This is a genomic window from Pseudomonas peradeniyensis (assembly GCF_014268935.2).
GTDB classification, from domain to species: Bacteria; Pseudomonadota; Gammaproteobacteria; order Pseudomonadales; family Pseudomonadaceae; genus Aquipseudomonas; species Aquipseudomonas peradeniyensis.
Window position 1 is genome coordinate 514,485 of the sequence record NZ_JABWRJ020000004.1, and the last position, 18,702, is coordinate 533,186.

31 protein-coding genes are annotated in these 18,702 nt (G+C 61.6%); 7 read left to right on the top strand and 24 right to left on the bottom strand.

Going from position 1 to position 18,702, the window contains the following annotated elements; translation table 11 throughout:
* Window positions 1-54: 54 nt before the first annotated feature.
* The 24 genes from HU751_RS22630 to HU751_RS22745 all read right to left on the bottom strand — a co-directional run bounded on the left by HU751_RS22630 (window position 55) and on the right by HU751_RS22745 (window position 15,192).
* Entirely contained in the window at window positions 55-1,551 is a 1,497-nt protein-coding gene (locus HU751_RS22630; RefSeq protein WP_186733649.1) for a phage tail sheath subtilisin-like domain-containing protein, read from the bottom strand.
* Entirely contained in the window at window positions 1,548-1,727 is a 180-nt protein-coding gene (locus tag HU751_RS22635; RefSeq protein WP_186733648.1) for a DUF2635 domain-containing protein, read from the bottom strand. Before HU751_RS22635 ends, HU751_RS22630 begins: the two co-directional genes overlap by 4 nt.
* Complete coding sequence (locus HU751_RS22640) at window positions 1,724-2,323, bottom strand: phage tail terminator protein (protein ID WP_186733647.1); 600 nt, start codon at window positions 2,321-2,323, stop codon at window positions 1,724-1,726. Before HU751_RS22640 ends, HU751_RS22635 begins: the two co-directional genes overlap by 4 nt.
* A gap of 9 nt (window positions 2,324-2,332) precedes the next feature.
* Entirely contained in the window at window positions 2,333-2,767 is a 435-nt protein-coding gene (locus tag HU751_RS22645; RefSeq protein ID WP_186733646.1) for a hypothetical protein, read from the bottom strand.
* On the bottom strand, window positions 2,745-3,119 hold the full coding sequence (locus HU751_RS22650; RefSeq protein ID WP_186733645.1) for a head-tail adaptor protein: 375 nt from the start codon (window positions 3,117-3,119) through the stop codon (window positions 2,745-2,747). Before HU751_RS22650 ends, HU751_RS22645 begins: the two co-directional genes overlap by 23 nt.
* Window positions 3,116-3,499: a head-tail connector protein gene (locus HU751_RS22655; RefSeq protein WP_186733644.1), complete on the bottom strand. Its 384-nt coding sequence runs from the start codon at window positions 3,497-3,499 to the stop codon at window positions 3,116-3,118. The genes HU751_RS22650 and HU751_RS22655 overlap by 4 nt, the downstream gene beginning before the upstream one ends.
* Window positions 3,500-3,513: 14 nt before the next feature.
* Window positions 3,514-4,737 carry a phage major capsid protein gene (locus HU751_RS22660; RefSeq protein ID WP_186733643.1) on the bottom strand — a complete coding sequence of 408 codons (1,224 nt, stop codon included), beginning with the start codon at window positions 4,735-4,737 and terminating at the stop codon, window positions 3,514-3,516.
* A 15-nt stretch (window positions 4,738-4,752) separates the two neighbouring features.
* Entirely contained in the window at window positions 4,753-5,370 is a 618-nt protein-coding gene (locus tag HU751_RS22665) for an HK97 family phage prohead protease (RefSeq protein ID WP_186733642.1), read from the bottom strand.
* A 3-nt stretch (window positions 5,371-5,373) separates the two neighbouring features.
* Entirely contained in the window at window positions 5,374-6,600 is a 1,227-nt protein-coding gene (locus HU751_RS22670) for a phage portal protein (protein ID WP_186733641.1), read from the bottom strand.
* The gene (locus tag HU751_RS22675; RefSeq protein WP_052896001.1) at window positions 6,597-6,740 is read right to left on the bottom strand and encodes a hypothetical protein; all 144 of its coding nucleotides are present in this window, start codon (window positions 6,738-6,740) and stop codon (window positions 6,597-6,599) included. The genes HU751_RS22670 and HU751_RS22675 overlap by 4 nt, the downstream gene beginning before the upstream one ends.
* 9 nt (window positions 6,741-6,749) lie before the next feature.
* Window positions 6,750-8,486, bottom strand: coding sequence for a terminase large subunit (locus tag HU751_RS22680; RefSeq protein WP_186733640.1), 1,737 nt, complete (start codon window positions 8,484-8,486; stop codon window positions 6,750-6,752).
* An 8-nt stretch (window positions 8,487-8,494) separates the two neighbouring features.
* Entirely contained in the window at window positions 8,495-8,971 is a 477-nt protein-coding gene (locus tag HU751_RS22685) for a phage terminase small subunit P27 family (protein ID WP_186733639.1), read from the bottom strand.
* 156 nt (window positions 8,972-9,127) lie between these two features.
* A complete protein-coding gene (locus tag HU751_RS22690) occupies window positions 9,128-9,496 on the bottom strand; it encodes an HNH endonuclease (RefSeq protein ID WP_225933370.1) in 369 nt (122 codons plus the stop codon).
* 3 nt (window positions 9,497-9,499) lie between these two features.
* Window positions 9,500-9,823 (bottom strand): phage holin, lambda family, encoded by a 324-nt coding sequence (locus tag HU751_RS22695; RefSeq protein WP_186733638.1) that lies wholly within the window; start codon window positions 9,821-9,823, stop codon window positions 9,500-9,502.
* Between the two features lie 87 nt (window positions 9,824-9,910).
* Window positions 9,911-10,105, bottom strand: coding sequence for a hypothetical protein (locus tag HU751_RS22700; protein WP_186733637.1), 195 nt, complete (start codon window positions 10,103-10,105; stop codon window positions 9,911-9,913).
* A 130-nt stretch (window positions 10,106-10,235) separates the two neighbouring features.
* Entirely contained in the window at window positions 10,236-10,565 is a 330-nt protein-coding gene (locus HU751_RS22705) for a DUF2513 domain-containing protein (RefSeq protein ID WP_186733636.1), read from the bottom strand.
* A 162-nt stretch (window positions 10,566-10,727) separates the two neighbouring features.
* Window positions 10,728-11,111, bottom strand: a complete 384-nt coding sequence (locus tag HU751_RS22710) for an antiterminator Q family protein (protein ID WP_186733635.1) — start codon at window positions 11,109-11,111, stop codon at window positions 10,728-10,730.
* Between the two features lie 3 nt (window positions 11,112-11,114).
* A complete protein-coding gene (locus tag HU751_RS22715) occupies window positions 11,115-11,432 on the bottom strand; it encodes a hypothetical protein (protein WP_186733634.1) in 318 nt (105 codons plus the stop codon).
* The gene (locus HU751_RS22720) at window positions 11,429-12,730 is read right to left on the bottom strand and encodes a tyrosine-type recombinase/integrase (protein WP_186733633.1); all 1,302 of its coding nucleotides are present in this window, start codon (window positions 12,728-12,730) and stop codon (window positions 11,429-11,431) included. Before HU751_RS22720 ends, HU751_RS22715 begins: the two co-directional genes overlap by 4 nt.
* A complete protein-coding gene (locus tag HU751_RS22725; protein WP_186733632.1) occupies window positions 12,727-13,023 on the bottom strand; it encodes a DUF1364 domain-containing protein in 297 nt (98 codons plus the stop codon). Before HU751_RS22725 ends, HU751_RS22720 begins: the two co-directional genes overlap by 4 nt.
* Window positions 13,005-13,217, bottom strand: coding sequence for a hypothetical protein (locus tag HU751_RS22730; protein WP_186733631.1), 213 nt, complete (start codon window positions 13,215-13,217; stop codon window positions 13,005-13,007). Before HU751_RS22730 ends, HU751_RS22725 begins: the two co-directional genes overlap by 19 nt.
* Entirely contained in the window at window positions 13,214-13,879 is a 666-nt protein-coding gene (locus HU751_RS22735; protein WP_367616986.1) for a replication protein P, read from the bottom strand. The genes HU751_RS22730 and HU751_RS22735 overlap by 4 nt, the downstream gene beginning before the upstream one ends.
* Before the next feature lie 14 nt (window positions 13,880-13,893).
* Window positions 13,894-14,622 carry a DnaT-like ssDNA-binding domain-containing protein gene (locus HU751_RS22740; protein ID WP_186733693.1) on the bottom strand — a complete coding sequence of 243 codons (729 nt, stop codon included), beginning with the start codon at window positions 14,620-14,622 and terminating at the stop codon, window positions 13,894-13,896.
* A 162-nt stretch (window positions 14,623-14,784) separates the two neighbouring features.
* Window positions 14,785-15,192, bottom strand: coding sequence for a helix-turn-helix transcriptional regulator (locus HU751_RS22745; RefSeq protein WP_437181061.1), 408 nt, complete (start codon window positions 15,190-15,192; stop codon window positions 14,785-14,787).
* Between HU751_RS22745 and HU751_RS22750 the strand changes: the two genes are divergently transcribed.
* The 7 genes from HU751_RS22750 (at window position 15,167) to HU751_RS26920 (ending at window position 18,701) form a co-directional block, all read left to right on the top strand.
* Window positions 15,167-15,895 carry an XRE family transcriptional regulator gene (locus HU751_RS22750; protein WP_050706358.1) on the top strand — a complete coding sequence of 243 codons (729 nt, stop codon included), beginning with the start codon at window positions 15,167-15,169 and terminating at the stop codon, window positions 15,893-15,895. The two genes, HU751_RS22745 and HU751_RS22750, sit on opposite strands and share 26 nt — an antisense overlap.
* Window positions 15,896-16,211: 316 nt before the next feature.
* Window positions 16,212-16,406, top strand: coding sequence for a hypothetical protein (locus tag HU751_RS22755; RefSeq protein WP_186733629.1), 195 nt, complete (start codon window positions 16,212-16,214; stop codon window positions 16,404-16,406).
* Between the two features lie 249 nt (window positions 16,407-16,655).
* The gene (locus HU751_RS22760) at window positions 16,656-17,507 is read left to right on the top strand and encodes a ParB/RepB/Spo0J family partition protein (protein WP_186733628.1); all 852 of its coding nucleotides are present in this window, start codon (window positions 16,656-16,658) and stop codon (window positions 17,505-17,507) included.
* Between the two features lie 3 nt (window positions 17,508-17,510).
* Window positions 17,511-17,894: a helix-turn-helix domain-containing protein gene (locus HU751_RS22765; protein WP_186733627.1), complete on the top strand. Its 384-nt coding sequence runs from the start codon at window positions 17,511-17,513 to the stop codon at window positions 17,892-17,894.
* Window positions 17,895-17,914: 20 nt separating this feature from the next.
* Window positions 17,915-18,172 carry a hypothetical protein gene (locus HU751_RS22770; RefSeq protein ID WP_186733626.1) on the top strand — a complete coding sequence of 86 codons (258 nt, stop codon included), beginning with the start codon at window positions 17,915-17,917 and terminating at the stop codon, window positions 18,170-18,172.
* Window positions 18,173-18,380: 208 nt separating this feature from the next.
* The gene (locus tag HU751_RS27060; RefSeq protein ID WP_264082624.1) at window positions 18,381-18,506 is read left to right on the top strand and encodes a hypothetical protein; all 126 of its coding nucleotides are present in this window, start codon (window positions 18,381-18,383) and stop codon (window positions 18,504-18,506) included.
* 21 nt (window positions 18,507-18,527) lie between these two features.
* On the top strand, window positions 18,528-18,701 hold the full coding sequence (locus tag HU751_RS26920) for a hypothetical protein (protein WP_225933371.1): 174 nt from the start codon (window positions 18,528-18,530) through the stop codon (window positions 18,699-18,701).
* Window position 18,702 lies beyond the last annotated feature (1 nt).

Sequence of the window (18,702 nt, forward strand, 5' to 3'; positions counted from 1 at the left end):
GGGCACTCCCATAAAAAAGCCCGCACTGGGCGGGCTGGGGTTGAACGATGAGGGTTACGCCGCGTCCGGGTACTGCAGGCGGAATTGGTACAGCAGCGCGAACACACGCAGTTGGTTCACCAGGTCCGGCGGGAACAGCACACTCAGGCGATTCGGGTTCTTCGGGTCGCGCTCCACGATCAGGTACTGATTGAACGCCTCGGCGTTCTCGACAATGCCCTCACGCTCAAGCGCGCCATAGGCCGCGATCAGCTCGCCGCGAATCACCTTCGGCGTGACGATGGACTGGCCAGGGCCGAAGCGCGTCCCGTCGTTGGCCAGCTTGTGACGGCCGTACTTGCTGGTGATGATGCTGCGCAAGTAGCGAATCACGTAGGCCGACTGGTGCAGTGTCTCGCTGTCCAGATAGGAGTCATCCGGCTGGCCGTAGGCGTTACGCTGGTAGGTCGTAACGGCCCGCTCGATGCGGTAGCTGCCGCCGTTGTAGACAGCGGTGGCCATGCCACTGGTCAGCAGCGATTGGCGCTCGGTCAGGGTAAAACGGTCACTCGCCTGCGCCGGGTCGATGCCCGTCAACGCGCCGGTCTGCGTCGGTCGCGCCGGGTCGGCACTGATGAACACAGCGGTACGTGCCGCCCAGGCCGCCGCCACTTCCCACGCCGGCTGCGGCACGCCGCGCTCGAAGCCATGCACGGAAACGTGCGGATCGTTGCGCAGGCGCCCGGCGGCGACCAGCTGGCCCAACGTGCCGCGCTGCGCGCTGTACACATGGCCATAGAGCTGCTTCGCCCAGGACCAGCGGCCGGCGCTGTCGTCCATGGCGGTTTTCCAGGCGCCCAACGTGTCGGCATCGGTCCAGGGCTGGGCGATGAACTCGAATTCTTCGTCGCCCAGTGCAGCCAGCGCCGCCGATACAGCCGGGGTGCCGGCGCCGTTGGTCATGGCCGTGGCCACCACCGTCAGGCCGGCCGGCGTGGTTTCGCCATTGGCGCGCCCCAGGCGGTTCAGCTGGACTTGGATATCGTTGCCCAGCTCGCCCTTGAACTTGGCCTGCAGGGTGACCACGCCGGCGGCGGCCGTGGCCGTCACCGGCAGATCAATGGCGGCATTGATGGCCGCTGCCAGGCTGGCCGCCACGGCCTCGGCCGAAGCCCCGAACACGGCATCGGCGCGCACGCGCTGGCCGGCCACGTACAGATTGACCAGGCCGGCGGTGGCGACACTGCCCGTTACGGTAACGGTGGCGGTCGCGGCCGCTCCGGTGGCCACCTTGAGCGGCAGGCACCAGACCTCGCCGGCCACGTCGATGGCCCGCCAGCGTGCATGCATAGCGGCGAGCATCGAGCCGGTGCCGCCAATGTCCTTGGCGTCGCTGGTCTTCGACACCAGCACCAAGCGGCCGATTTCGTCGCTGTCGGCGTCGTCGTTGACCTGGCCGACGATCAGCCGGCGCAGGCTGGACCCGCCGCTGTTGGCCATGGAGTTGTCGACTTCGGCATAGAACAGCGGCACGCGAATGTCGCTGGGGATGTTGCTGAAACTGACGCTCATCGCGCTTTGCTCCCCCAGGTGGTGGTCTTCTGTTCCAGGGCGTCGCCGTCGATGATACGGCGCTCCCAATAGGCATCACGGGGCACTGCAGCGCCCTCGGCGGGCAGGTACTTGCCCGGCTGATCCGGCAGCGGGCAATCGCGCCCCGGTGCCGGCTTGAGGTGAATCGTGGTCATGGGTTCAAGTCCTCACGGATGGTGAACTCGACCCGCCCGTCTGGCCCCGAGGCCGTGACGTTGGGGTCTTTCAGGGGGTTGAGGAAGTCCAAACGGGTGTCGATGCCTTCCAGGGCTGGCAGGCCGGCCAGCTGCCATTCCTGCCAGGTCTGCGGCTTGCCTTCGCCGGTCTGCTCCCAGCGCCCCAACTGCAGGTCGGCATAGAAGCGATAGCGGTAAACCACCCGTTCGCGATCGATCAGCAGCAGCTGGCCGCCGTCGTACAACAACGGCCCCGACTCCGGGTCAGGCTCGAAGCCCACCAGAGCACGCCACAACTGGGCGCGGAGGTCGTGCAGCGGGTCAGCCACCGATTGCCCGCGCTCGTCGTCAGTCGGCAGCACAACGCATACGTCGATGGCGTCGCGCACAACTTGGGTGTAAACGTTCTGCGCTTGCGGCTCGTCGGCCGAGTCACCAACAGCGATGACATAGGCCGCCGGCGGCTTCATCTTGGCGCTGTCGGCGGTCGGGTCCCAATCCAGTCCGCCGGCCACGCGCCCTTCGAATCCACGCGCATAGGCGCGCAGCTGCTCGATCACAGGCGTGATTTTCATGTCAGGTACTCAGTTGAGCAGCGCGGCGGAAAAGGCCTGCTGCAGGATGCGCCGCACCTCGTCTCGGCTGTCGACCAGGGCGTCGGTCATGTAGTTGTCGCGGGGTTTGATCCGCCACCCGCCCCCACTCTTGCGGCGCACGCCGTAGTGCAGGTAAGCGGGATAGAAGGCCCTCATGCTCGCGGTCTTGCTGGGTGCGACACGCACCAGAAAGCCCGAGCGCGACACCTTGTAGCCGATGGAGTCGGTGGTGGCCCCGCTACGGTTTACGGGGTAGCCGTCCTGGCCACCGCCGAGCGCTAGATTCATCTGTGCCCGGCCGGTGATCAGCTGGCCAACCTTGCGCATGCCAGCGCGGATCTTTCGCTTGTTGAAGGCCTCTTGGTCGAACTTGTCGAAGCCCTCGACATGCAGATAGCCGTCAATCGAAACGGAGTTGGCCACGGCCACCTCCCGCCGGCGCATTCGCCGCCTGCAGCTCCTCGACCTCGATCACCGACCACACCTGCCGCCCGCGCATACCGGTAGCCCGCTTGACGCGGAACACCCGGCCGCCGGCGACCAGTTCATGCCGCGTGTCCAGGTCCCGCACGAATCGACAGTAGATCCGATGCGTAATGGTCGTCCCGGTCTGCACCGACCCGGTGTAGGTGGCCGTGCCTAACGGCTCGATCTTGCACCAGCGTTTGGCTACCGACTCGAAATTTGACTCAAGGCCTGCAGAGCCTTTTGGCGTGTCGCTGCGGATGCGCACCACCGCCCGGGTGCACAGTTCGCCCGCTTCCGGCTCCCTCACAGCGTGAACCAGCGGTAAGGCTGCACCAGGGCGTCATAGGCCAGCGGCAGCGCCTTGGTGCCGTTGCTGGTCGACTCGGTGACCGGCTCGCGGTTGCGGTGCCAGTGGGCGACCAACAGCAGCATGGCCAGCGCCAAGTCGTCCGTTACGGGTAACGCGTTCTCCGACGCATCGATCGGCAGCAGCCCGCGCAGGTAGGCTTCATCGCCGGTCGCGTTGGCCGGCGCGTCGGCCGGCAGCGTGACCCAGTACAACCTCCGGCCACTGTCCTTCTCGACCTGGCGTCGCGCTGCGCGGGCGTAGGCCTGCAGCAGCGTGTCTTCCTCGGTTTCGTCCAGCTCCAGCTTGCAATGGCTCTTGATCTGCTCAAGCGTCAGCATGGGCAACCCTCCCGTCAGGCGGTCTTGCCCACCAGGTGCTTGATAGCGGCCGTGTCCTGCAGCACCAAGCCGAAGCGCACGAACGCCAGGAAGCCGACCTGGCCGTACTCGGCGTAACGCTCCACCAGACGCTTGAGGGTCAGGCTACGGACCGCGCGCAGCACCAGTTCGTTGAAGTCGCCGGCATACATGAATTTCTTACCGGCGCCGATATCGGCAACGGCCTGATCGATCACATACTGATGCTTGAGGATGGTGGCCGGACGGTCGCTGTCGATGCCGGGCAGCCACAGCGGGCGATTGTTGGCGTCCACCATCTCTTCCATCGCCTGCAGCGTCTTGTCGTTGAACGCCAAGCGGAACTTGGCGGCCGCACGGTACGCCGGGTCAATGGAGTGAATCAGGCTGTTGACCTCCTGCCAGGTGAAAGCAGTGGCCTTGGCGGTCATGGCACCTTGAGGGGTCGAGTGTTCCAGGCCCTTCGGCTGCGCCGGCGCATCGGCGGTTTCGCCGGTACCGGTGCCCTGGACGATCAGGCGGTTACGGGTACGCGACACGCGCTTACCGATACGGCCGGCCAGGTAGCCTTCCATGTCAATGCCCGAGTCCTGCAGCAGCTGTTCAGAGACGCGGATGATCTTCGAGCTGATGGTGTGCGACCCCATGGTGCCCATCCCGAACTCGACATCCTTTTCGCCGGCGGGCTTGTTCTCGCCGATCAGCTCGCCTTCTTCCTCGCCGCCGTTGCTGGTGGCCCAGGCGATGGGCGCGCCGTTGTCGGTCTGCAGCAGCTGGCAAACCGAAGCAATACCGCCGTAGGTCACCAGCGATTCGATCACCTTGGCCTGCAGGGTGGTCGGCACGGTGAAACCGCCCGCCTCGTTCGGATTGGTACCTTGAGCACGCATTTCCAGAACCACGGAACGCTGCTCGGGGGTCAGATACTCCAGGCCGCGACGCACCCAGTTATCCCAGGCACTGCGCTGCTCAGCCTCCGCTTCGTTCTTCGGTGCGCCGGTCGGACGCTCACGGTCCAGGCCTTCGACAAAGCTCTGATCCTGGGCACGCAGTTCTTCTTCACGCTCAATCTTCTCGCGCAGCCCCTTGAGGTCGGCTTTCATGCCTTCCCACTTGGCGCGGACTTCGCCGGTCCAGCCGTCGTCCGGGGTGGTGTCATGCAACGAGCGCATTTCGGCCGACAGCTTGTTATAGGCTTCTTTCATTTGTTGCAGGGTCATAGCTCCCCCTTGGGATCACAGTTCAGTTAGGTCAAGCAGGCGCTCGCGGGCCTCGCGCTCAAAATGTGCGCGGGCTTCGTCGCCTTCGGTTTGCGCCTGCTTCCAGGCAGACAGGGAGCGCTGGGCAGCGCTGGAGTCGGGGTAAGCGGGGAACGCCACCGGCCCTACATCGCGTAGCTCGGCGATCTTGAAGATCGTGCGGACGATCAGGCCGTCTTTCTCTTCGTGCCAGGTGTCGCCACCCTTGGCCACGCGCATGGCGAAGCTGCTGCCGCTCATGTCGCCACGGCGCAGCGGCTCGACCACCAGGTCGCGGATGGTCTGCGTATTGGGCGTGTCGATTTCATAGGCCAGGCCGCGTTCATCCACGTTCAGGCGCAACGTGCCGCTGGCTGTGCGACCCAGCAGGTAGGTCGGGTCGTGGTTGAACAGCGCTCGGGTGTCCTGGTTCAGCACGTCATCGAACGCGCCCGGGGCGATGATTTCCACGAAGGTGCCGCCCAGCAGGTCGCTACGCTGGTTGAAGACAGCGGCATAGCCGGCGATCTTCGGCGCGCTGCCCTGCTCATCCGGCTGGACAGCACGAAGCTCGCAATGCTGCGCCTGCAGCATGCGTTGTTCGAATTCACTCATGGGTTATTCCTGCTTCGTTACGGGTAACGGCTTGCCGTCTGCGCCGAGCAACTGCGTGTTGACGTTGAGCAACATCGAGTCGAGGCCTTCCAGCTGGTTGAGGTCTTCCAGCACGCGCACTTCGTTGCGGCTCATCCAACCGTCTTGAATGGCGATGCGGTAGAACTCGGCGCGCTCTTTCGGAGTACCGCGCAACAGGCCGGCCAAGTTGAACTTGACGTAGTAGCCGGCCATGCGCTCGGCGCGGGTGAAGACGCGGCGATTAACTTCTTCCTCCCAGTTCTTCACCCACGGCATGACCGTGTGGCGCACGAACTGGATGGCTTGTTCGCTGATGTTGGAGAACGTGGCCTTTTCCAGGTCGTTGATCATGTGCGCCGGCACGTTGAAGATGCTGGCAATCTCGCTGCGGGTCAGCTTGCGAGTCTCGAGAAATTGCGCATCCTCGGGGGCGATGGTCAGCGCCTTGTAATCGAGGTCGGCGGGCAACAGCAGCGTCTTGTTGTCCGAACGCTTGAGCCGTTCCACGGCGGCCCGCCAGACCGTTTTCAGGCGCTCCCAGCTGGTGTTATCCAGCTTCCCGTCCTTGACGGTGACCAGGCCGGTAGGCCGACCGCCACCCTCGAAAAACTCCTTGCCGTAGCGCACCGTGGCCATGCCCAGGCCGATGGTGTCGGCGTTCTGCCGGATGGGGCTGATGCCCATGCGCCGGTGCGAGCCGATGGCGCGCAGGTGAATCATGTCCTCGGGCGACACCGCCAGCGGCGCGCCTTCTTCGTCCTGGGTCGAATACACCCAGCGATTGCCGTTCCTCACCAGCTCGGTGTGTTGCGGCTCGTGCATTTCCAGCGACAGCAATTCACCGCGGCGACTGCGTACCGTGCGCGTGTAGCCGTTGCCCCAGCCGAGCACATGGGCCTGCTTGGTTTCCCGCCAGCGGTAAGAGGTCTGCCAGGTGTTCGGCTCATCGTGAAGCAGGTAATGGGCCGGGTGGTCGGTGGCCACCTCGATCCGCCCGTTGACCTTGCGCAACACGCTCAGCGGCAACTGGGCCATGGAGCTGGACAGCACGTAGATGCACGCATACACCGCCGTCAGGCGCATGGCCGACGCTGGGCTGACGCTGATACCCTGCCCTTCGAACAGGTATTCGGTCAGCTCCTTGCTGTTCATCGGCGTGCTGGGCACCTCCAAGCTGCTGCGCTGCTCGAACATCGCGCCCAGGATCATCGCCACACCGCCTTGGCGGCGCCGGCCACCAGCAGGCCGCCACCGACCATCAGGGCCACACCCGCTCCAAACTGGACGTAGAGGCCCGCGACGAACAGGCAAAAGCCTGCCGTCCCGATAGATTCAGGAAGCCATTTCATCGTATGGACTCACATAGCTAATAGGTCGTCTTCGGTAAGGCTGGCCAACAGCCCTTCCGGCTCAAATTCGCTGACCATGGCGCGGTTCATCGCCATCAGCGCGGCGACAATGCCGTCGATTTTGCGCATGTCGGTCTTGCCTTCATCGGCCTTCATCGGCGTGATGCAGCCCTTGAACGGACGCACCACGACGTTTCCGGCCTGCCAGGCCAATACCGGGTCGCTGCAGTGGCGCACGCGACCGGACAGTAGCGCCGCTTCCAGCTCGCGCATGGGCAGGTTCATGCTGGCTACGCCACCGCCCATTTCGACTACCTCGGCGCCGTCCTTCTGCAGTTGGTGGGCCAGCTGGGTGGCGCGCCATTTGTCGTAGGCCACCTCCTGCACGTCGAACATGCCAGCGAATTCGCCCACCATGTCGCGCACCAGGTCGAAGTCCATTTCCTCGCCGTCGCACACCTCCAGCAACCCGGCGTTGGCCCAGGCCTCGTAAGCGGCCTTGTTCGGCCCGCCCCGCTCTATCGCGCCTTCGGGCAAAAACGACTTGCAGAAGATGGTCCAGCGGTTGACCCACTTGCCGCTGCCCGGGACCAGCTCCACCTTGTCCAGGAACACCAGCGACACCGCGCAGATATCCGACTTACTGGCCAGGTCAATGCCGATCCAACAGCGCTGGCCCAGGAACTGGTCCAGGGTCAGCGTGGGGTCGCCGCACGCCTCCCAGTCGGCCATGTTCAGCCAGGCTTCCTTGGCGCTAACCCAGATGTTGAGGTGCTTGGTCTTGAACGCGTTTTGCCGTGACGGGTAACGCGTCGCATCAGCCTGGCGTTTCAGCAGGTACTCAGCCCCGACCGAGACGCCATAGTTGGGGTTGGCTTTGCGCAGGACCGCCGGATCTTTCCAGTCGTCGTCCTCGTCAATCGTGTAGATGATTCCGAACAACTCGTCGTTCGGCACCGTCCCTTCTAGCTTGTCGATCACCTGAGCGCGCTGCAGGTAGCACGGCCCGGCGATGTTGTAGCCCGCCGTGGTGATGGCGAACATCATCGGCTGATCTCGGGCACCCATGCCGGTCAGCATGGTTTCGTAGAGCGCGGCCGAGGTGTGTTCGTGGAACTCGTCCACGATGGCACAGCTCGGCGACTGACCGTCGCCGGGGTCGCCGATCAGCGGTTCGAACTTGCTTTCGTCACCGATCACCGACAGGTTTTTTGCCGCGACCTGGATGCCAAAGGCTTCGACCAGTTCGGGGGTGCGTCGCACCATCTGTCGCGCCGGCTTGAACACCTCCCAGGCCTGCCGCTCGGTGGTCGCACCGCAATACACCTCGGCGCCGAACTCCCCGTCCATGACCAGCATGTACAGGCCGACGCCGGCGGCCAGCACGCTCTTGCCGTTCTTGCGGGGCACCTCGATGTACACCTCGCGGTACCGCCGGCGGCGGGTCTTCTTGTCGACCCAACCGAAGATGCTGCAGAAAATGAACAGCTGCCACGGCTCCAGCTTGATCAGCTCGCGCAGCGCCGCCCATTTGCCCTTGGCATGCGGCAGCAGCTGGATGAACACCGCCACCTGCTCGGCGGTGTCGCGGTCGAAGGTCCAGCGAAAATTGCGCTTCTTCGACTTGGCCAGGTCATCCAGGTGGAGCTGACAGGCCCGACGCACGTACTTGCATGCCTGGATCTTGCCGGCCACCACGTCGCGGGCGTACTTGTTCGCCGCGTTTACGTTCGGGTAGCTGGCCATGTCCTAACTCACTTCGAGGCCCGCCCTCCTTTGAGCACGATGAACGGGTTTTCTGGTTTCTCCGGCCCGCCGCTGCCCATCAGGCGCGCACGGCTGGCCGGGTCCAGCCCGAGGGCTGCCCCGAAGCTGGCCAGCTGACGCAGCGCCTCATTGATCACGGTGCAGGCGGGATTCTTCTTGAGCACGCCTTTGGCGTCCACGACGGTGATGCCCTTGCTGGCCACTTCTTCCTCAGCCAGCCGCCACCGCTCATAGGCGGCGCAAAAGACCGCCAGGTTGTGCGTGTCGGTGCGGGTCATGATCCCGGTCTGGGTCAACCACGGCGCAATGGCGCCCCACATTTCAACGGCCCATTCCCCCAGCCACTCCGGGGCGTCCGGGGTTTCCGCCAGCGGCGCCGGCGCGGGGCCGTCCTTCTTGAGTTTTCGCTTGCCGGGGTTGCCCTGCAGCAGCTTGAGGGCGGTAGGTTTCGCGGGTCGCCCCATCGTTCAGGCCTCCCGATTTTCTGGAATGCGATTTTTTTTAATTTCGCGGGTGTGTGAAAAAGGCTGGGCGATCGGTGGAGAGGGGCGATGGCTGTAGAGATTTTACCTACCCCCCCACTTGGTGACTTTTCGACCACTTTTCGCCACCTAATCGCCTCACGATCGCCGGCGCGCCCTCCGGGCTTCGCGCTCGGTTTTGGCCTTGTGGCAGTCGTGATTTATTGCCCGCAAATTGCCTGGATCGTTGGTTCCGCCCAAGCTTTTCGGCATAACGTGGTCAACTTCCGATGCCGGAAGATGCTTCCCACCACAGTTTTCGCACTGACACAGGTAGCGATCACGCTTGAGGATCGCCTGGGCCAGCTTGCGCCACTCCCAGCCATAGCCACGCTGCTCCGCCGTGCCGCGCTCGGGGTTATTCCAGCCAATGGCCAGCGAGGCATGGACCTCGCAATACCCATGTTCACTGTTCGTCTTGACCGGACACATTGGCTTACGGCATGGCCGCTTGGCTTTAGGAGGCATAGATCAACCTTCTATCTTCTTGCCCATGAAACGGTCGGAGTATTCACGGAGCTTATCAACTCCCACAAAGCCAACCATGCAGCCTGCGAAAACAGAAAGATTGGCAGGTAGAGCGAAGTACTCCAGCAGAGGCAGCAGGCTCACGGCAATCAAGCCGCAGATTACTCCCTCCAGTAGAACTTTTCGCCCCCTGCCGCCGCCGTAAACTACCCGGAACATCGCAACGGCAGCAGCAATGCCCCCTGTGGAAAGTTGGGGTTGGTGCGCTAGGAGCCAGGCAAGCACAGCGGCCCAAAGGCCAGGATCCTTTTCGGGCATGTTCGGCATCTCGATTTCCCCCGTTGCCGGGAGTTCAAATGAAAAAGCCCAGTACGGTGACTGGGCTTTGATTAAAAAGTAGCGGGGGACTCTTTGTCAGTCGTCACCCGGTTTCCTAACATTGCGATTCCGTTCAAGCTCCAGTTCCACTTCCTTTCGCTTCAGAAGCTCGATCTCATCCTTGGCTAAGGATTCGCTTGAGAATGGAATAGGGTATAGCTTCCCATCCACATAGACATTCCAAACCTCATACTCATCAATCGCATTTTTCTGCCAAGTGTAGGTAGCCATTGCCTCTCCTCAGTTATGAGGAAATGAATACCACTCACGGCGATCATTAGCAATTGATGGTGAATACCTGCTGGTAAAGCTCCATCAAAAAGCCCCGGTCGATGGTGAAGCTTGAAACACGGTTCTCAAATCAGAGCATGCCCTTGTAATCCAATGATGGTTTGGACCGACTTTCGTCAAGATAGTCATGCCCAGCCCATGTCAGCTGGTAGTAGGTCTCATCGGGACGATCACCTATTGGATCGATCTCGGTCCTCAGCAACAAGCCGCCGGACTCCAAAATGCCCAGCTGGTAAGTTACATCCTCAACCAAGGCCTCCTCAGCTTCACCGCCGCTATCCAGAACTCCATGGGTGGCCAATACCTCCTCCATGAGCTCAGAGTGGGTTAACCCATCGAGGGTCCCCGTATGCTCGATGAGCCCCAGAATCTCCTTAACCAGCTTCATGTCGCGTTTCATGGACAACCTCGGCTCGCTCGTAGATAAGCACCGAGGTTATCGCAACTGGCCCAGAAACAGAAAACCCCGACGCAATGGCCGGGGTTCATCTGTGTCGCGTTGCTTGCAAGCTGGACACGCTGCTATGAAAACAGAGCTATTCCATATGGACAACCCCTTTTATCAAGCCGCGCCCTTCAAGTCCTCAAGCACGCAATCAACCCAAGCCACACCTGCCTTAATCAGCTCTCGCGCCTTCATTTCACTGACACAATAGTGGCGCCCTACCCGCACCGCAGGCCATTTCGCCCCGTAATACAACCAAATCATGTCGCCCATCATCTGGTCACGCCGGCAGAGTCTGGCCACGGCTCCATCTACAGCCATGGCAAGCTCATCGATAAGTGCATACGGCTTAGAGGCAGATGGAAGATGATCGCGCATCAGCGCGAAAGCAGGCGACGTATAGCCCGGAACCCCCATTCCATCCATCCGCCACCAGCCCCACTGTTCCAACATGTACTCGGTATCGCCTAATGGGCGGTGCAGCGGCTTTCTTGTGTTCATCCTTCAGTCCCCGGTGTAGTTTGTGCCGCCGGCGCCCAGCCGGTTGCCTTCCTGATACAGCGCCTCCGGGCCTGTCACCCGGACTTTCTTCAATTGCTCGATCTGTCGTGTCGCGGCCTGCAGTCTCATGCTCAGCTGAGTCACCAGATCATCCAGGGCCAGGGCCTCGCCAGTTGCTGCTGCTACCCAGCCCGAGGCATTGCAGCGTTCGCACGACAGCTCATAAAACAAGCCCTTGATAAGCGCTTTCCCGAAGCACTCCGGGCATTGAGCGAGCTCAATCGCCGGCTTCTTCAGGGCCGGTCCGTGGCTCTTTTTCATGCTTTCGAATCCTCGCTAGTAACAAATTCGGTAAGGTCGCTCGAAGCCCCGCCATTAGCGGGCTGCGCGCCGTTATGAGAAATCTCGGATAAGGCCTCTGTAAGGCCGTGAATGGCACCGAAGCCAATGCCGTCTAACCAGGCGTGCCACTTCACCAGGGCTGCCCGGCGCTGCTGCATGGCCTGGGTGTGGATGTAGGTGCTGGCGATCTTGCCCAGCGAGTGATTCAGCAGCATCTCGCCGATGTGGCCGTCGATGCCGAGGTCGGTCCAAGTGCTGCGGGACACCTTGCGTAGATCGTGACTGGTCCAAGCGCCCTGCCCCAACCGGGTGAAGACGGCACTGGCCTGCGTCTCGCTGAGCGGCAGCCCGCGTCGACTCGGGAACAGGTAGGCACCCCGGTAACCCTGAGCCTGCTGAATCGCCCAGTACCGGGTCAGCAGTGCTTGCAGCTGGGCGGTCAGAGGCAAGCGGTGCTCGGTGCGGGTCTTGGTGTTCGCCGCTGGGATGAACCACTCGGCCGCCGCCAACGAGACATCAGCCCACCGTGCCACACGGGTCTCGCCGATTCGGGTGCCATGGGCCAACATCATTAGGGCCAGCATGGCGTCACCAGGGGTCGCGTCGAAGGCCTGAGCCAGTTGCTGCATCAGCTCGGGCAGTTGCACGTCACGCAGGCGCGCCGCCTTCGGCAGAATCTTGGCCTTGGTGAAGTCATTGAAGCGCATCCCGGCCATGGGGTTCCCATCGATCAGGCCCAGCTTCAAGGCCTGGCGGAAGGCGGTCAGCAACAGGGCGAACATCTGCCGCAGGTACGAGAGCGACACATCGGCCTGAGCCGGCCACATCAGTCGTTTGTCGAGAGAGTCGGCACTCACGTCCGTCAGGGCCAGATCCGCCAGTCGCGGTTTCAGGTGCTGAGCGATGGCAGACCGTGCGCCTGCCTTGCGCTTCGCCGACAACGAGCGATCGCGAGCCATCCGGTCGCCGTACCAATCCAGGAGCTGGCCCACGGTACCCATGCCGGACGCCACGGGCGCGGTGGCCGGATCTCGCAGCAGGCGCCGACGCAGCGCGGGCAGTTCGGCAATCACCGCTGCAACGCCCAAGTCGGGCCAACGTGCAACCGGCACCCACCTCTTGCCACGCACCAGGTGCCAGGTGCCACGCTCGCGAGTGATCCAGAACCGCAGGTACAGGCCAGGGTGACGAGGGTCGCGCAGGTCGCGTACGGCCTTGTCGGCAGCCTGCCGGCGGACTTCGGCCTCGCTGAACTTCACTTCCCGGGTCGCACTCATGCGATCAGCACCCCCTCGTTGATCAAAGAGGCCTGGGTACGCATCACGCCCTCAGCGTGGTACCGCCGCGCTGTGTCGCGGTCGACATTGCGACTACGGCCATCACAGGCGTCATGGCAGGCGCTGCAGGCCCAAGCGCCCTGCATGTCGTGTGGTTTCATGCCGACACCGCAAGTGCCCGCCATGCGGTAATGCGCAAGTACGGTCGTTTCTGGATTGCCGTTACACACCCCGGGAATGCGTACTTGGCACTCCCGGCCGCGTGCGGCCTTGGTCAGCTTTGATTGCCGCATGGGCTGTCTTCTCCATGAAGGTCAATGACGGTGTAAGCGCTCGGCCACATGAGTTGGCCATGAGCGATGGCCGCAGCTTCGTCGCGGTAGAGCGCAATGGGTGGATGCGAGGTACTGGAGAGCCCGAACAGGTCGGAGCGGCAGTACAGCGCGTATCGGTATTCGGTGAGGTCAGGTGCGGGAAGCTCGATCATCGGCCGAGCATCCTGGATCGGATCGCCGCCAGGGCTTCATTCCCCACTTTTGGCGTGCGCTGGCCTGGCACCTCCGCAGGGAGAGCCAGCGGCATCCTCTGCAACGGCTCACCTGCGACCAGGCGCCGAACGGCAATCGTGTAGTTGCGCTCGAACAGCTTGGCGCTCACATCGGTAGCCAGCTTGTTCAGGTTCTCGAAACCACTTTCCTTGGCGGCATGCCAGACCGCGTCATGGGTCCACTTGCCCTTCCCTGCCATGGCGGGATGCGCGTTACGGCAAGCCTCACGGAAGGCTGCAGCCAGCGGGGGAAGGCCCAGCATTTCCGGCGAAGGCTGGCACCACTCGATGAACTTCCCGGGCGCCGGGATGAACTCGCGGCCGGATTGCCGGCAGCGCATCAAACCGAACTGCAGTTGCTCCGGGGTGTTGATACCGGCCTCGAGAAACGCAGTCAGCCATTGCTGCTTGGCGGCCTTGTACGTTGCTTCGTCCGGCCACGCTCGCTGCCAGGCGCTGCAGATCGTGCGCAGATCACGGAACAGATCGTTGATCACCGCCGCAGTTTTGCGATTGAGCTCGGCCTTCACATCGGGAGGCAGCGAGTAATCCGAGGGCACGTATTGGCCAGCCTGGACCTTTGCCCACAAGCCATGGGCCACGGTTGCAACTTGATTCATTGGCTGCCCCCTTCAACGATCCACGACGTGTCATCGTCATCGAAGCTGGATCGCTGCACTCCGCCGGTGCGAACAACGGGCGAGCGCGCAGCACGGGCGAGATCGGACTTCACCCAACTGACCAGGGCGGCCAGCCACTGCTTTTCGGTTTGGGCCACGCCCTTGGCATCGTGGTGGAGCACGAAGCCGGATATGGCAACCGCGTTGAATTGATCTAGGGTCAGACCTGCCCGACGGGCATAGGCTTTCAGCAGTTCCTGATTCGGTTCCCATTCGAGGGACATTGCGAACGGCTCGCGCTGAGAGAGAGTAGATTGGTTCAATGACGGATTGGGTGCAGCTGCTGCACCCCGTTCTGCGTTTTGCTGCACCCCGTTCTGCTGCGAGCTGCACCCCGTGCGGTTTCCTGCACCCCGTTCAGGGCGAGGTGTAGCAGATGCACCCCGCTTAAGCAGCAGGTCGTAAACAACGGGGCGACGGTCACGGCGATCGATATGGGCAGCAGCAATTGCCTGGTTACCCTCAACGATCCAACCGGCCTGGGCGAGCTCATCTAGCTTTAACCGCACTGTTCGCTCAGAAAGGCCGGTGTCGTCAGAGAGAGTCCCGGCAGAAGGGAAAGCCCCTCTTCCATCGCTGCCTGCGTAGTTGGCGAGGCAGAGCAGGACATGACGGGCTGCAGGATTCCCAAGTGCAGCTTTGGGAATGGCGAGTGCCCAGGTCATAGCTTGTACGCTCACGCTTGCCACCATTGCGATAGACATAGAGCGACAGGCGCAGCATTGCGCGTTGCATTGGAGAAATGCATAATTGATCCCGATTCAGAAGTTGAGAAAGCCGGGCTGCCACCCGGTTTTTTTATGCCCGCGATTTGGGTACTGGATGAATTAGCAGGTGTTTTGGCCATCTACTCGCACAAGGCTGGCTAGATCAGAATCTGCACCACTTGGTGTCAGACCTCCGGCTGAAACAGGGAAAACATCATCCAGGGCGCAAGTCGCTCCAAGCTGATTTAGGGCCGAGACGATCTGTCTTGCCTCTTCCAGCCCTGGGGCCCTCCGCCCCGCCTCATAATTGGCGAGCCTTGATTGGTTCCAATCGAGCTTTCGCCGGAGACTGGCCTGACTGATACCCGCCCCCTTTCGGATCTGTCGAACGTGGTTCATAGGGGTTCCTCTTGACTGGGCCCCAGGATAAACACGTAACGTGTTATTTTCAATCACGAAGAGTGAAAGCGAGCTATTTCGTAACGTGATTACAATCACGGCTATGAAAGAGACACTCGGACAACGCATCAAACGCCACCGTAAGGCTGCCGGGCTCTCCCAGGCCGCGCTGGCGACTGCCTGCGGCTGGAAATCCCAATCACGGGTGGGCAACTACGAAACTGATACGCGGGAGCCATCTCTCGCGGATCTGCGCCTAATCGCAAATGCGATTGGTGTGGATGAGTCGGAAATCATCTTGGATTACAAACCGAGCGCCCCGGAAGCGGGCGCTGAGGCTGTCGAATCAAACGCGACGATGATTGGCCCATTTGATGTGTGGGATGACGAAACGCCATTGGATGGAGATGAGGTATACGTGCCCTACCTGAAAGAGGTCGAGCTTTCAGCAGGCCGAGGCCGCACGGTTGTTGAGCAATCGCATACGCGCAAATTGCGGTTCGGCAAGATCACCCTTCGCCGACAGAACGTGCAACCAAGCGAAGCAGTTTGTGTGACCGTTGGCGGCAATAGCATGGAGCCCGTGCTACCCGATGGAAGTACAGTCGGCGTTGATCAGGGTGCCACTACCGTAATCGATGGCAAGATGTACGCAATCAACCATGGCGGCCAGCTGCGGGTGAAAACCCTATACCGCTTGCCTGGTGGTGGGATCAGGATGCGCAGCTTCAACCGTGATGAGCATCCTGACGAGGAATACAGTGCAGAAGAGATGGTCGCTAAAGAGATCGTCATTCTAGGGAAAGTCTTCTGGTCCTCGGTCCTCTGGTAGCACTCCTTTCGCCAACCAAGCCCGGCTAAATGCCGGGCTTTTTGTTGCTCGCCTGAAAAATAATCACGTTTCGTGTTGGCATCAATTAACACAATACGTGATATTTGCCTTCGCCGGATCAACACCGGCCAGCAACGAAGGCAGCGATGGACAGGCCTCAACTGTTCAGAGGGGTGGCAACTGCCCTGAGCGTGCAGCGTAAAGCGCTAAATCAGTTTTCCAGCGGGCAAGCGCCGCGGCTGGAGGATTCAACAGATTTCACTGACTGGCCTTCGCCGTTGAGGGTCAGATAGGAAATCACCTTATGAGAGGCCCTATGAGCACCGACGACGTATTGATGAGAAATCTGCGCACTAGCTGCGCAGAAGAACAGAAAGCCGTTCAGCTAGTAGAGGATCTGGAAAATCGCCTCAAAACTGCGAAGGCGTGGCTGACGGCCAAAAGAGCTGAAGTCCACTTCGGGCTCGAAGCGTTGCGGGAGGCGGCAATGGGCGGGGTAAAGATTGAGTAATCGAAAATCGTTAAGCACGTCTTCTCTTTCCCCGCCCCAGCCTGTCACAAGGCCCGTCACCTGAGTAGTGGTGAGCCGCCGGGACTAACCGGCCCTTTTCCCTTGACTGCCAGGAACAGACTGGCCCGATCACCTGGTCTTCCCCAGCACCAGGCTGCATCGGAGAGCCCTTCCCGACCCTACATCAACATGTTCAGGGAGACAGGCGGGACTGGCTCTCCAATGCAGCCCCAACGGAAGTGAATTGCAATGACAAAGTCATTCAAGCAAATGATCAAAGATGGCGATGTGCGCCGCGCAGACGCCATGAAGGTGAAGCTGGAAGACCTCCATGAGGAACCCGGCTTTAACCTGCGCACAGAGGGCGATGCTCTCGAAGCAAGTATCGACGCCCTTGCAGAATTCATCGCCGGGGGCGGCCAGATCCCGCCGCTCGAAGTGCGACCTCGCGCAGAAGGTGGCGTATGGGTAGTCGATGGTCACCGGCGCCGTCGCTCACTCCTCAAGCTCGATAACGCCGGGCGGTTACCTCGCACGCCAAGCAAGGATCCTAAGCAGCCTCCCGAGGCTTGGATTGCAGTCACCGCCTTCGAAGGCAGCGATGCAGATCGAGTCGCACGGATCATCACCAGCCAGGAAAACGAAAAGCTTTCCCCTCTTGAGCTGGCCGAGGGCTACAAGCGATTGCGAGCCTTCGGGTGGACGCCCGAGCAGATCGCCAAGAAGGTCGCCAAGACACGACAGCATGTCGAGCAGGTGCTCACCGTAGGCAATGCAAACACCGACGTGCAGAACCTCGTAGCAGCCGGACATGTATCGGCGACGACAGCTGCCCAGGTTGTCCGCGAGCACGGAGACGGTGCCGGCAAGGTGCTAGGCGCCGAGCTGGAAAAAGCTCAGGCCAAAGGAAAGAAGAAGGTCACGGCGGGCACGATGAAAGGCCCGACGATTCCGAAGCCCAGGCTGATGGCCGTCCACACCGCCTCACGCAATTTGATTGCAACGCTGGATTCCATCGACGAAGACAGCGGACATCTCACTCTGCCAACCGCGCTGGTTCTTGAGCTGCGCAAAGCCCTGGAAGGCGCTCTACCGAGATAACTCATGGAAACGATCACCTGCGGCACATGGACAGGCCACCTTGGCAAAGGGCTGGCTCCCCGTGAGCTAGAGGCGCTGCTCGGCGTCGCCCAAGGCATGACCGCCAAGCAGATCGCCCAACAGATGCAGATCACCCCCGGCACAGCTGCCAACCGCATCGAGAACGCCATGTTCAAGCTCGGCGTAGCGCGTCGAGCAGCTGCGGTGGCCGAAGCCATGCGCCGCCAGATCATCAGCCCGCTGTGTATCGCCCTCGCCGGCCTGATAGCTATGCATGCGGTCATTGATGATAGCGATCCACTGCGCCGCGACCGGAGGGCGCCAGAGCGGCGCACTGCTCAGATTCGCATCGTGCGCAAGGCCGAAGCCTTCGAATACCACGCCTGATTCCCCACGAGGAACGCTCCATGCAAACAGAAATGCATCCCGCCTTCAAGGCGAAACTCGCCGTGCTCGCGGCACTGCTCGAACGCAGTCAGGCGGTTCGGGACGAAGCCCGCGCAAAGGCTGAAAAAGGAAGTCCCCGCTACCAGGCCTCAGGCCATGGGGGCACCTGGGATGTTGTCGAGATCGCCACCGGCGCAGTTCAGGGCTTCGCCTTCAGCTACCGCACGGCCCTGCGCTTCGTTGATGCGATGGAGGTCGGGGCGGCGAGTAAGACGTAATCGGTAGTAGTTGCGCCATGAATTGAGCTCAGCCGTTCAGGAGAACAAGAAAAAGCCCGCCGAAGCGGGCTAATGCCGAGCGCGTGAACGGGGCAGAACACCACTCGGTGCGTTGAGTGTAGCCAACATTCGTCCCTTCTGCGATCCAGAGTGGGCAATACAAAATTTCTCTGGAGGCAGCGGCCTAACGCACACAGCTGGATAAACCATGAGCAGGCGAAAAACCCACAACATGCGGGCACGCCTGGAGAGCACATGCCGGGCCCTGGTGTCGGCCAACCACGCTGCTGTGGTGAACATCGACCCCAGCGGCCAGCAAGCTCTGATCAGCTAGAAGAATCTCAAGCAGATCCGCGTGCGTCAGGTGGTCGACGCCGTATGCGACATACTCGCACCAATGACCATTTATCTCAGCGTCTTTTGCCAAGACTACATCGGTGTGCTTTACCGCAAGTCGATTGAAATAGCGCCGCAGGGTGACCAACAGGCCAAGCATCTGGATGATACTCCAGCACTCAGCGAAAAATAGA

Bases quoted from the DNA above. Each gene is read 5' to 3' on its own strand.
- HU751_RS22730 (WP_186733631.1), bottom strand. From the start codon at position 13,217: ATGATCGAGCTTCCCGCACCTGACCTCACCGAATACCGATACGCGCTG.
- HU751_RS22695 (WP_186733638.1), bottom strand. From the start codon at position 9,823: ATGCCGAACATGCCCGAAAAGGATCCTGGCCTTTGGGCCGCTGTGCTT.
- HU751_RS22745 (WP_437181061.1), bottom strand. From the start codon at position 15,192: ATGCGTTGTCCGAGTGTCTCTTTCATAGCCGTGATTGTAATCACGTTA.
- HU751_RS22675 (WP_052896001.1), bottom strand. From the start codon at position 6,740: ATGAAATGGCTTCCTGAATCTATCGGGACGGCAGGCTTTTGCCTGTTC.
- HU751_RS22665 (WP_186733642.1), bottom strand. From the start codon at position 5,370: ATGAGTGAATTCGAACAACGCATGCTGCAGGCGCAGCATTGCGAGCTT.
- HU751_RS22715 (WP_186733634.1), bottom strand. From the start codon at position 11,432: ATGAAAAAGAGCCACGGACCGGCCCTGAAGAAGCCGGCGATTGAGCTC.
- HU751_RS22760 (WP_186733628.1), top strand. From the start codon at position 16,656: ATGACAAAGTCATTCAAGCAAATGATCAAAGATGGCGATGTGCGCCGC.
- HU751_RS22685 (WP_186733639.1), bottom strand. From the start codon at position 8,971: ATGGGGCGACCCGCGAAACCTACCGCCCTCAAGCTGCTGCAGGGCAAC.
- HU751_RS22725 (WP_186733632.1), bottom strand. From the start codon at position 13,023: ATGCGGCAATCAAAGCTGACCAAGGCCGCACGCGGCCGGGAGTGCCAA.
- HU751_RS27060 (WP_264082624.1), top strand. From the start codon at position 18,381: ATGAGCAGGCGAAAAACCCACAACATGCGGGCACGCCTGGAGAGCACA.
- HU751_RS22640 (WP_186733647.1), bottom strand. From the start codon at position 2,323: ATGAAAATCACGCCTGTGATCGAGCAGCTGCGCGCCTATGCGCGTGGA.
- HU751_RS22710 (WP_186733635.1), bottom strand. From the start codon at position 11,111: ATGAACACAAGAAAGCCGCTGCACCGCCCATTAGGCGATACCGAGTAC.
- HU751_RS22750 (WP_050706358.1), top strand. From the start codon at position 15,167: ATGAAAGAGACACTCGGACAACGCATCAAACGCCACCGTAAGGCTGCC.
- HU751_RS22740 (WP_186733693.1), bottom strand. From the start codon at position 14,622: ATGACCTGGGCACTCGCCATTCCCAAAGCTGCACTTGGGAATCCTGCA.
- HU751_RS22680 (WP_186733640.1), bottom strand. From the start codon at position 8,486: ATGGCCAGCTACCCGAACGTAAACGCGGCGAACAAGTACGCCCGCGAC.
- HU751_RS22635 (WP_186733648.1), bottom strand. From the start codon at position 1,727: ATGACCACGATTCACCTCAAGCCGGCACCGGGGCGCGATTGCCCGCTG.
- HU751_RS22660 (WP_186733643.1), bottom strand. From the start codon at position 4,737: ATGACCCTGCAACAAATGAAAGAAGCCTATAACAAGCTGTCGGCCGAA.
- HU751_RS22700 (WP_186733637.1), bottom strand. From the start codon at position 10,105: ATGGCTACCTACACTTGGCAGAAAAATGCGATTGATGAGTATGAGGTT.
- HU751_RS22705 (WP_186733636.1), bottom strand. From the start codon at position 10,565: ATGAAACGCGACATGAAGCTGGTTAAGGAGATTCTGGGGCTCATCGAG.
- HU751_RS22690 (WP_225933370.1), bottom strand. From the start codon at position 9,496: ATGCCTCCTAAAGCCAAGCGGCCATGCCGTAAGCCAATGTGTCCGGTC.
- HU751_RS22630 (WP_186733649.1), bottom strand. From the start codon at position 1,551: ATGAGCGTCAGTTTCAGCAACATCCCCAGCGACATTCGCGTGCCGCTG.
- HU751_RS22755 (WP_186733629.1), top strand. From the start codon at position 16,212: ATGAGCACCGACGACGTATTGATGAGAAATCTGCGCACTAGCTGCGCA.
- HU751_RS22655 (WP_186733644.1), bottom strand. From the start codon at position 3,499: ATGCTGACGCTTGAGCAGATCAAGAGCCATTGCAAGCTGGAGCTGGAC.
- HU751_RS22720 (WP_186733633.1), bottom strand. From the start codon at position 12,730: ATGAGTGCGACCCGGGAAGTGAAGTTCAGCGAGGCCGAAGTCCGCCGG.
- HU751_RS22765 (WP_186733627.1), top strand. From the start codon at position 17,511: ATGGAAACGATCACCTGCGGCACATGGACAGGCCACCTTGGCAAAGGG.
- HU751_RS22770 (WP_186733626.1), top strand. From the start codon at position 17,915: ATGCAAACAGAAATGCATCCCGCCTTCAAGGCGAAACTCGCCGTGCTC.
- HU751_RS22670 (WP_186733641.1), bottom strand. From the start codon at position 6,600: ATGATCCTGGGCGCGATGTTCGAGCAGCGCAGCAGCTTGGAGGTGCCC.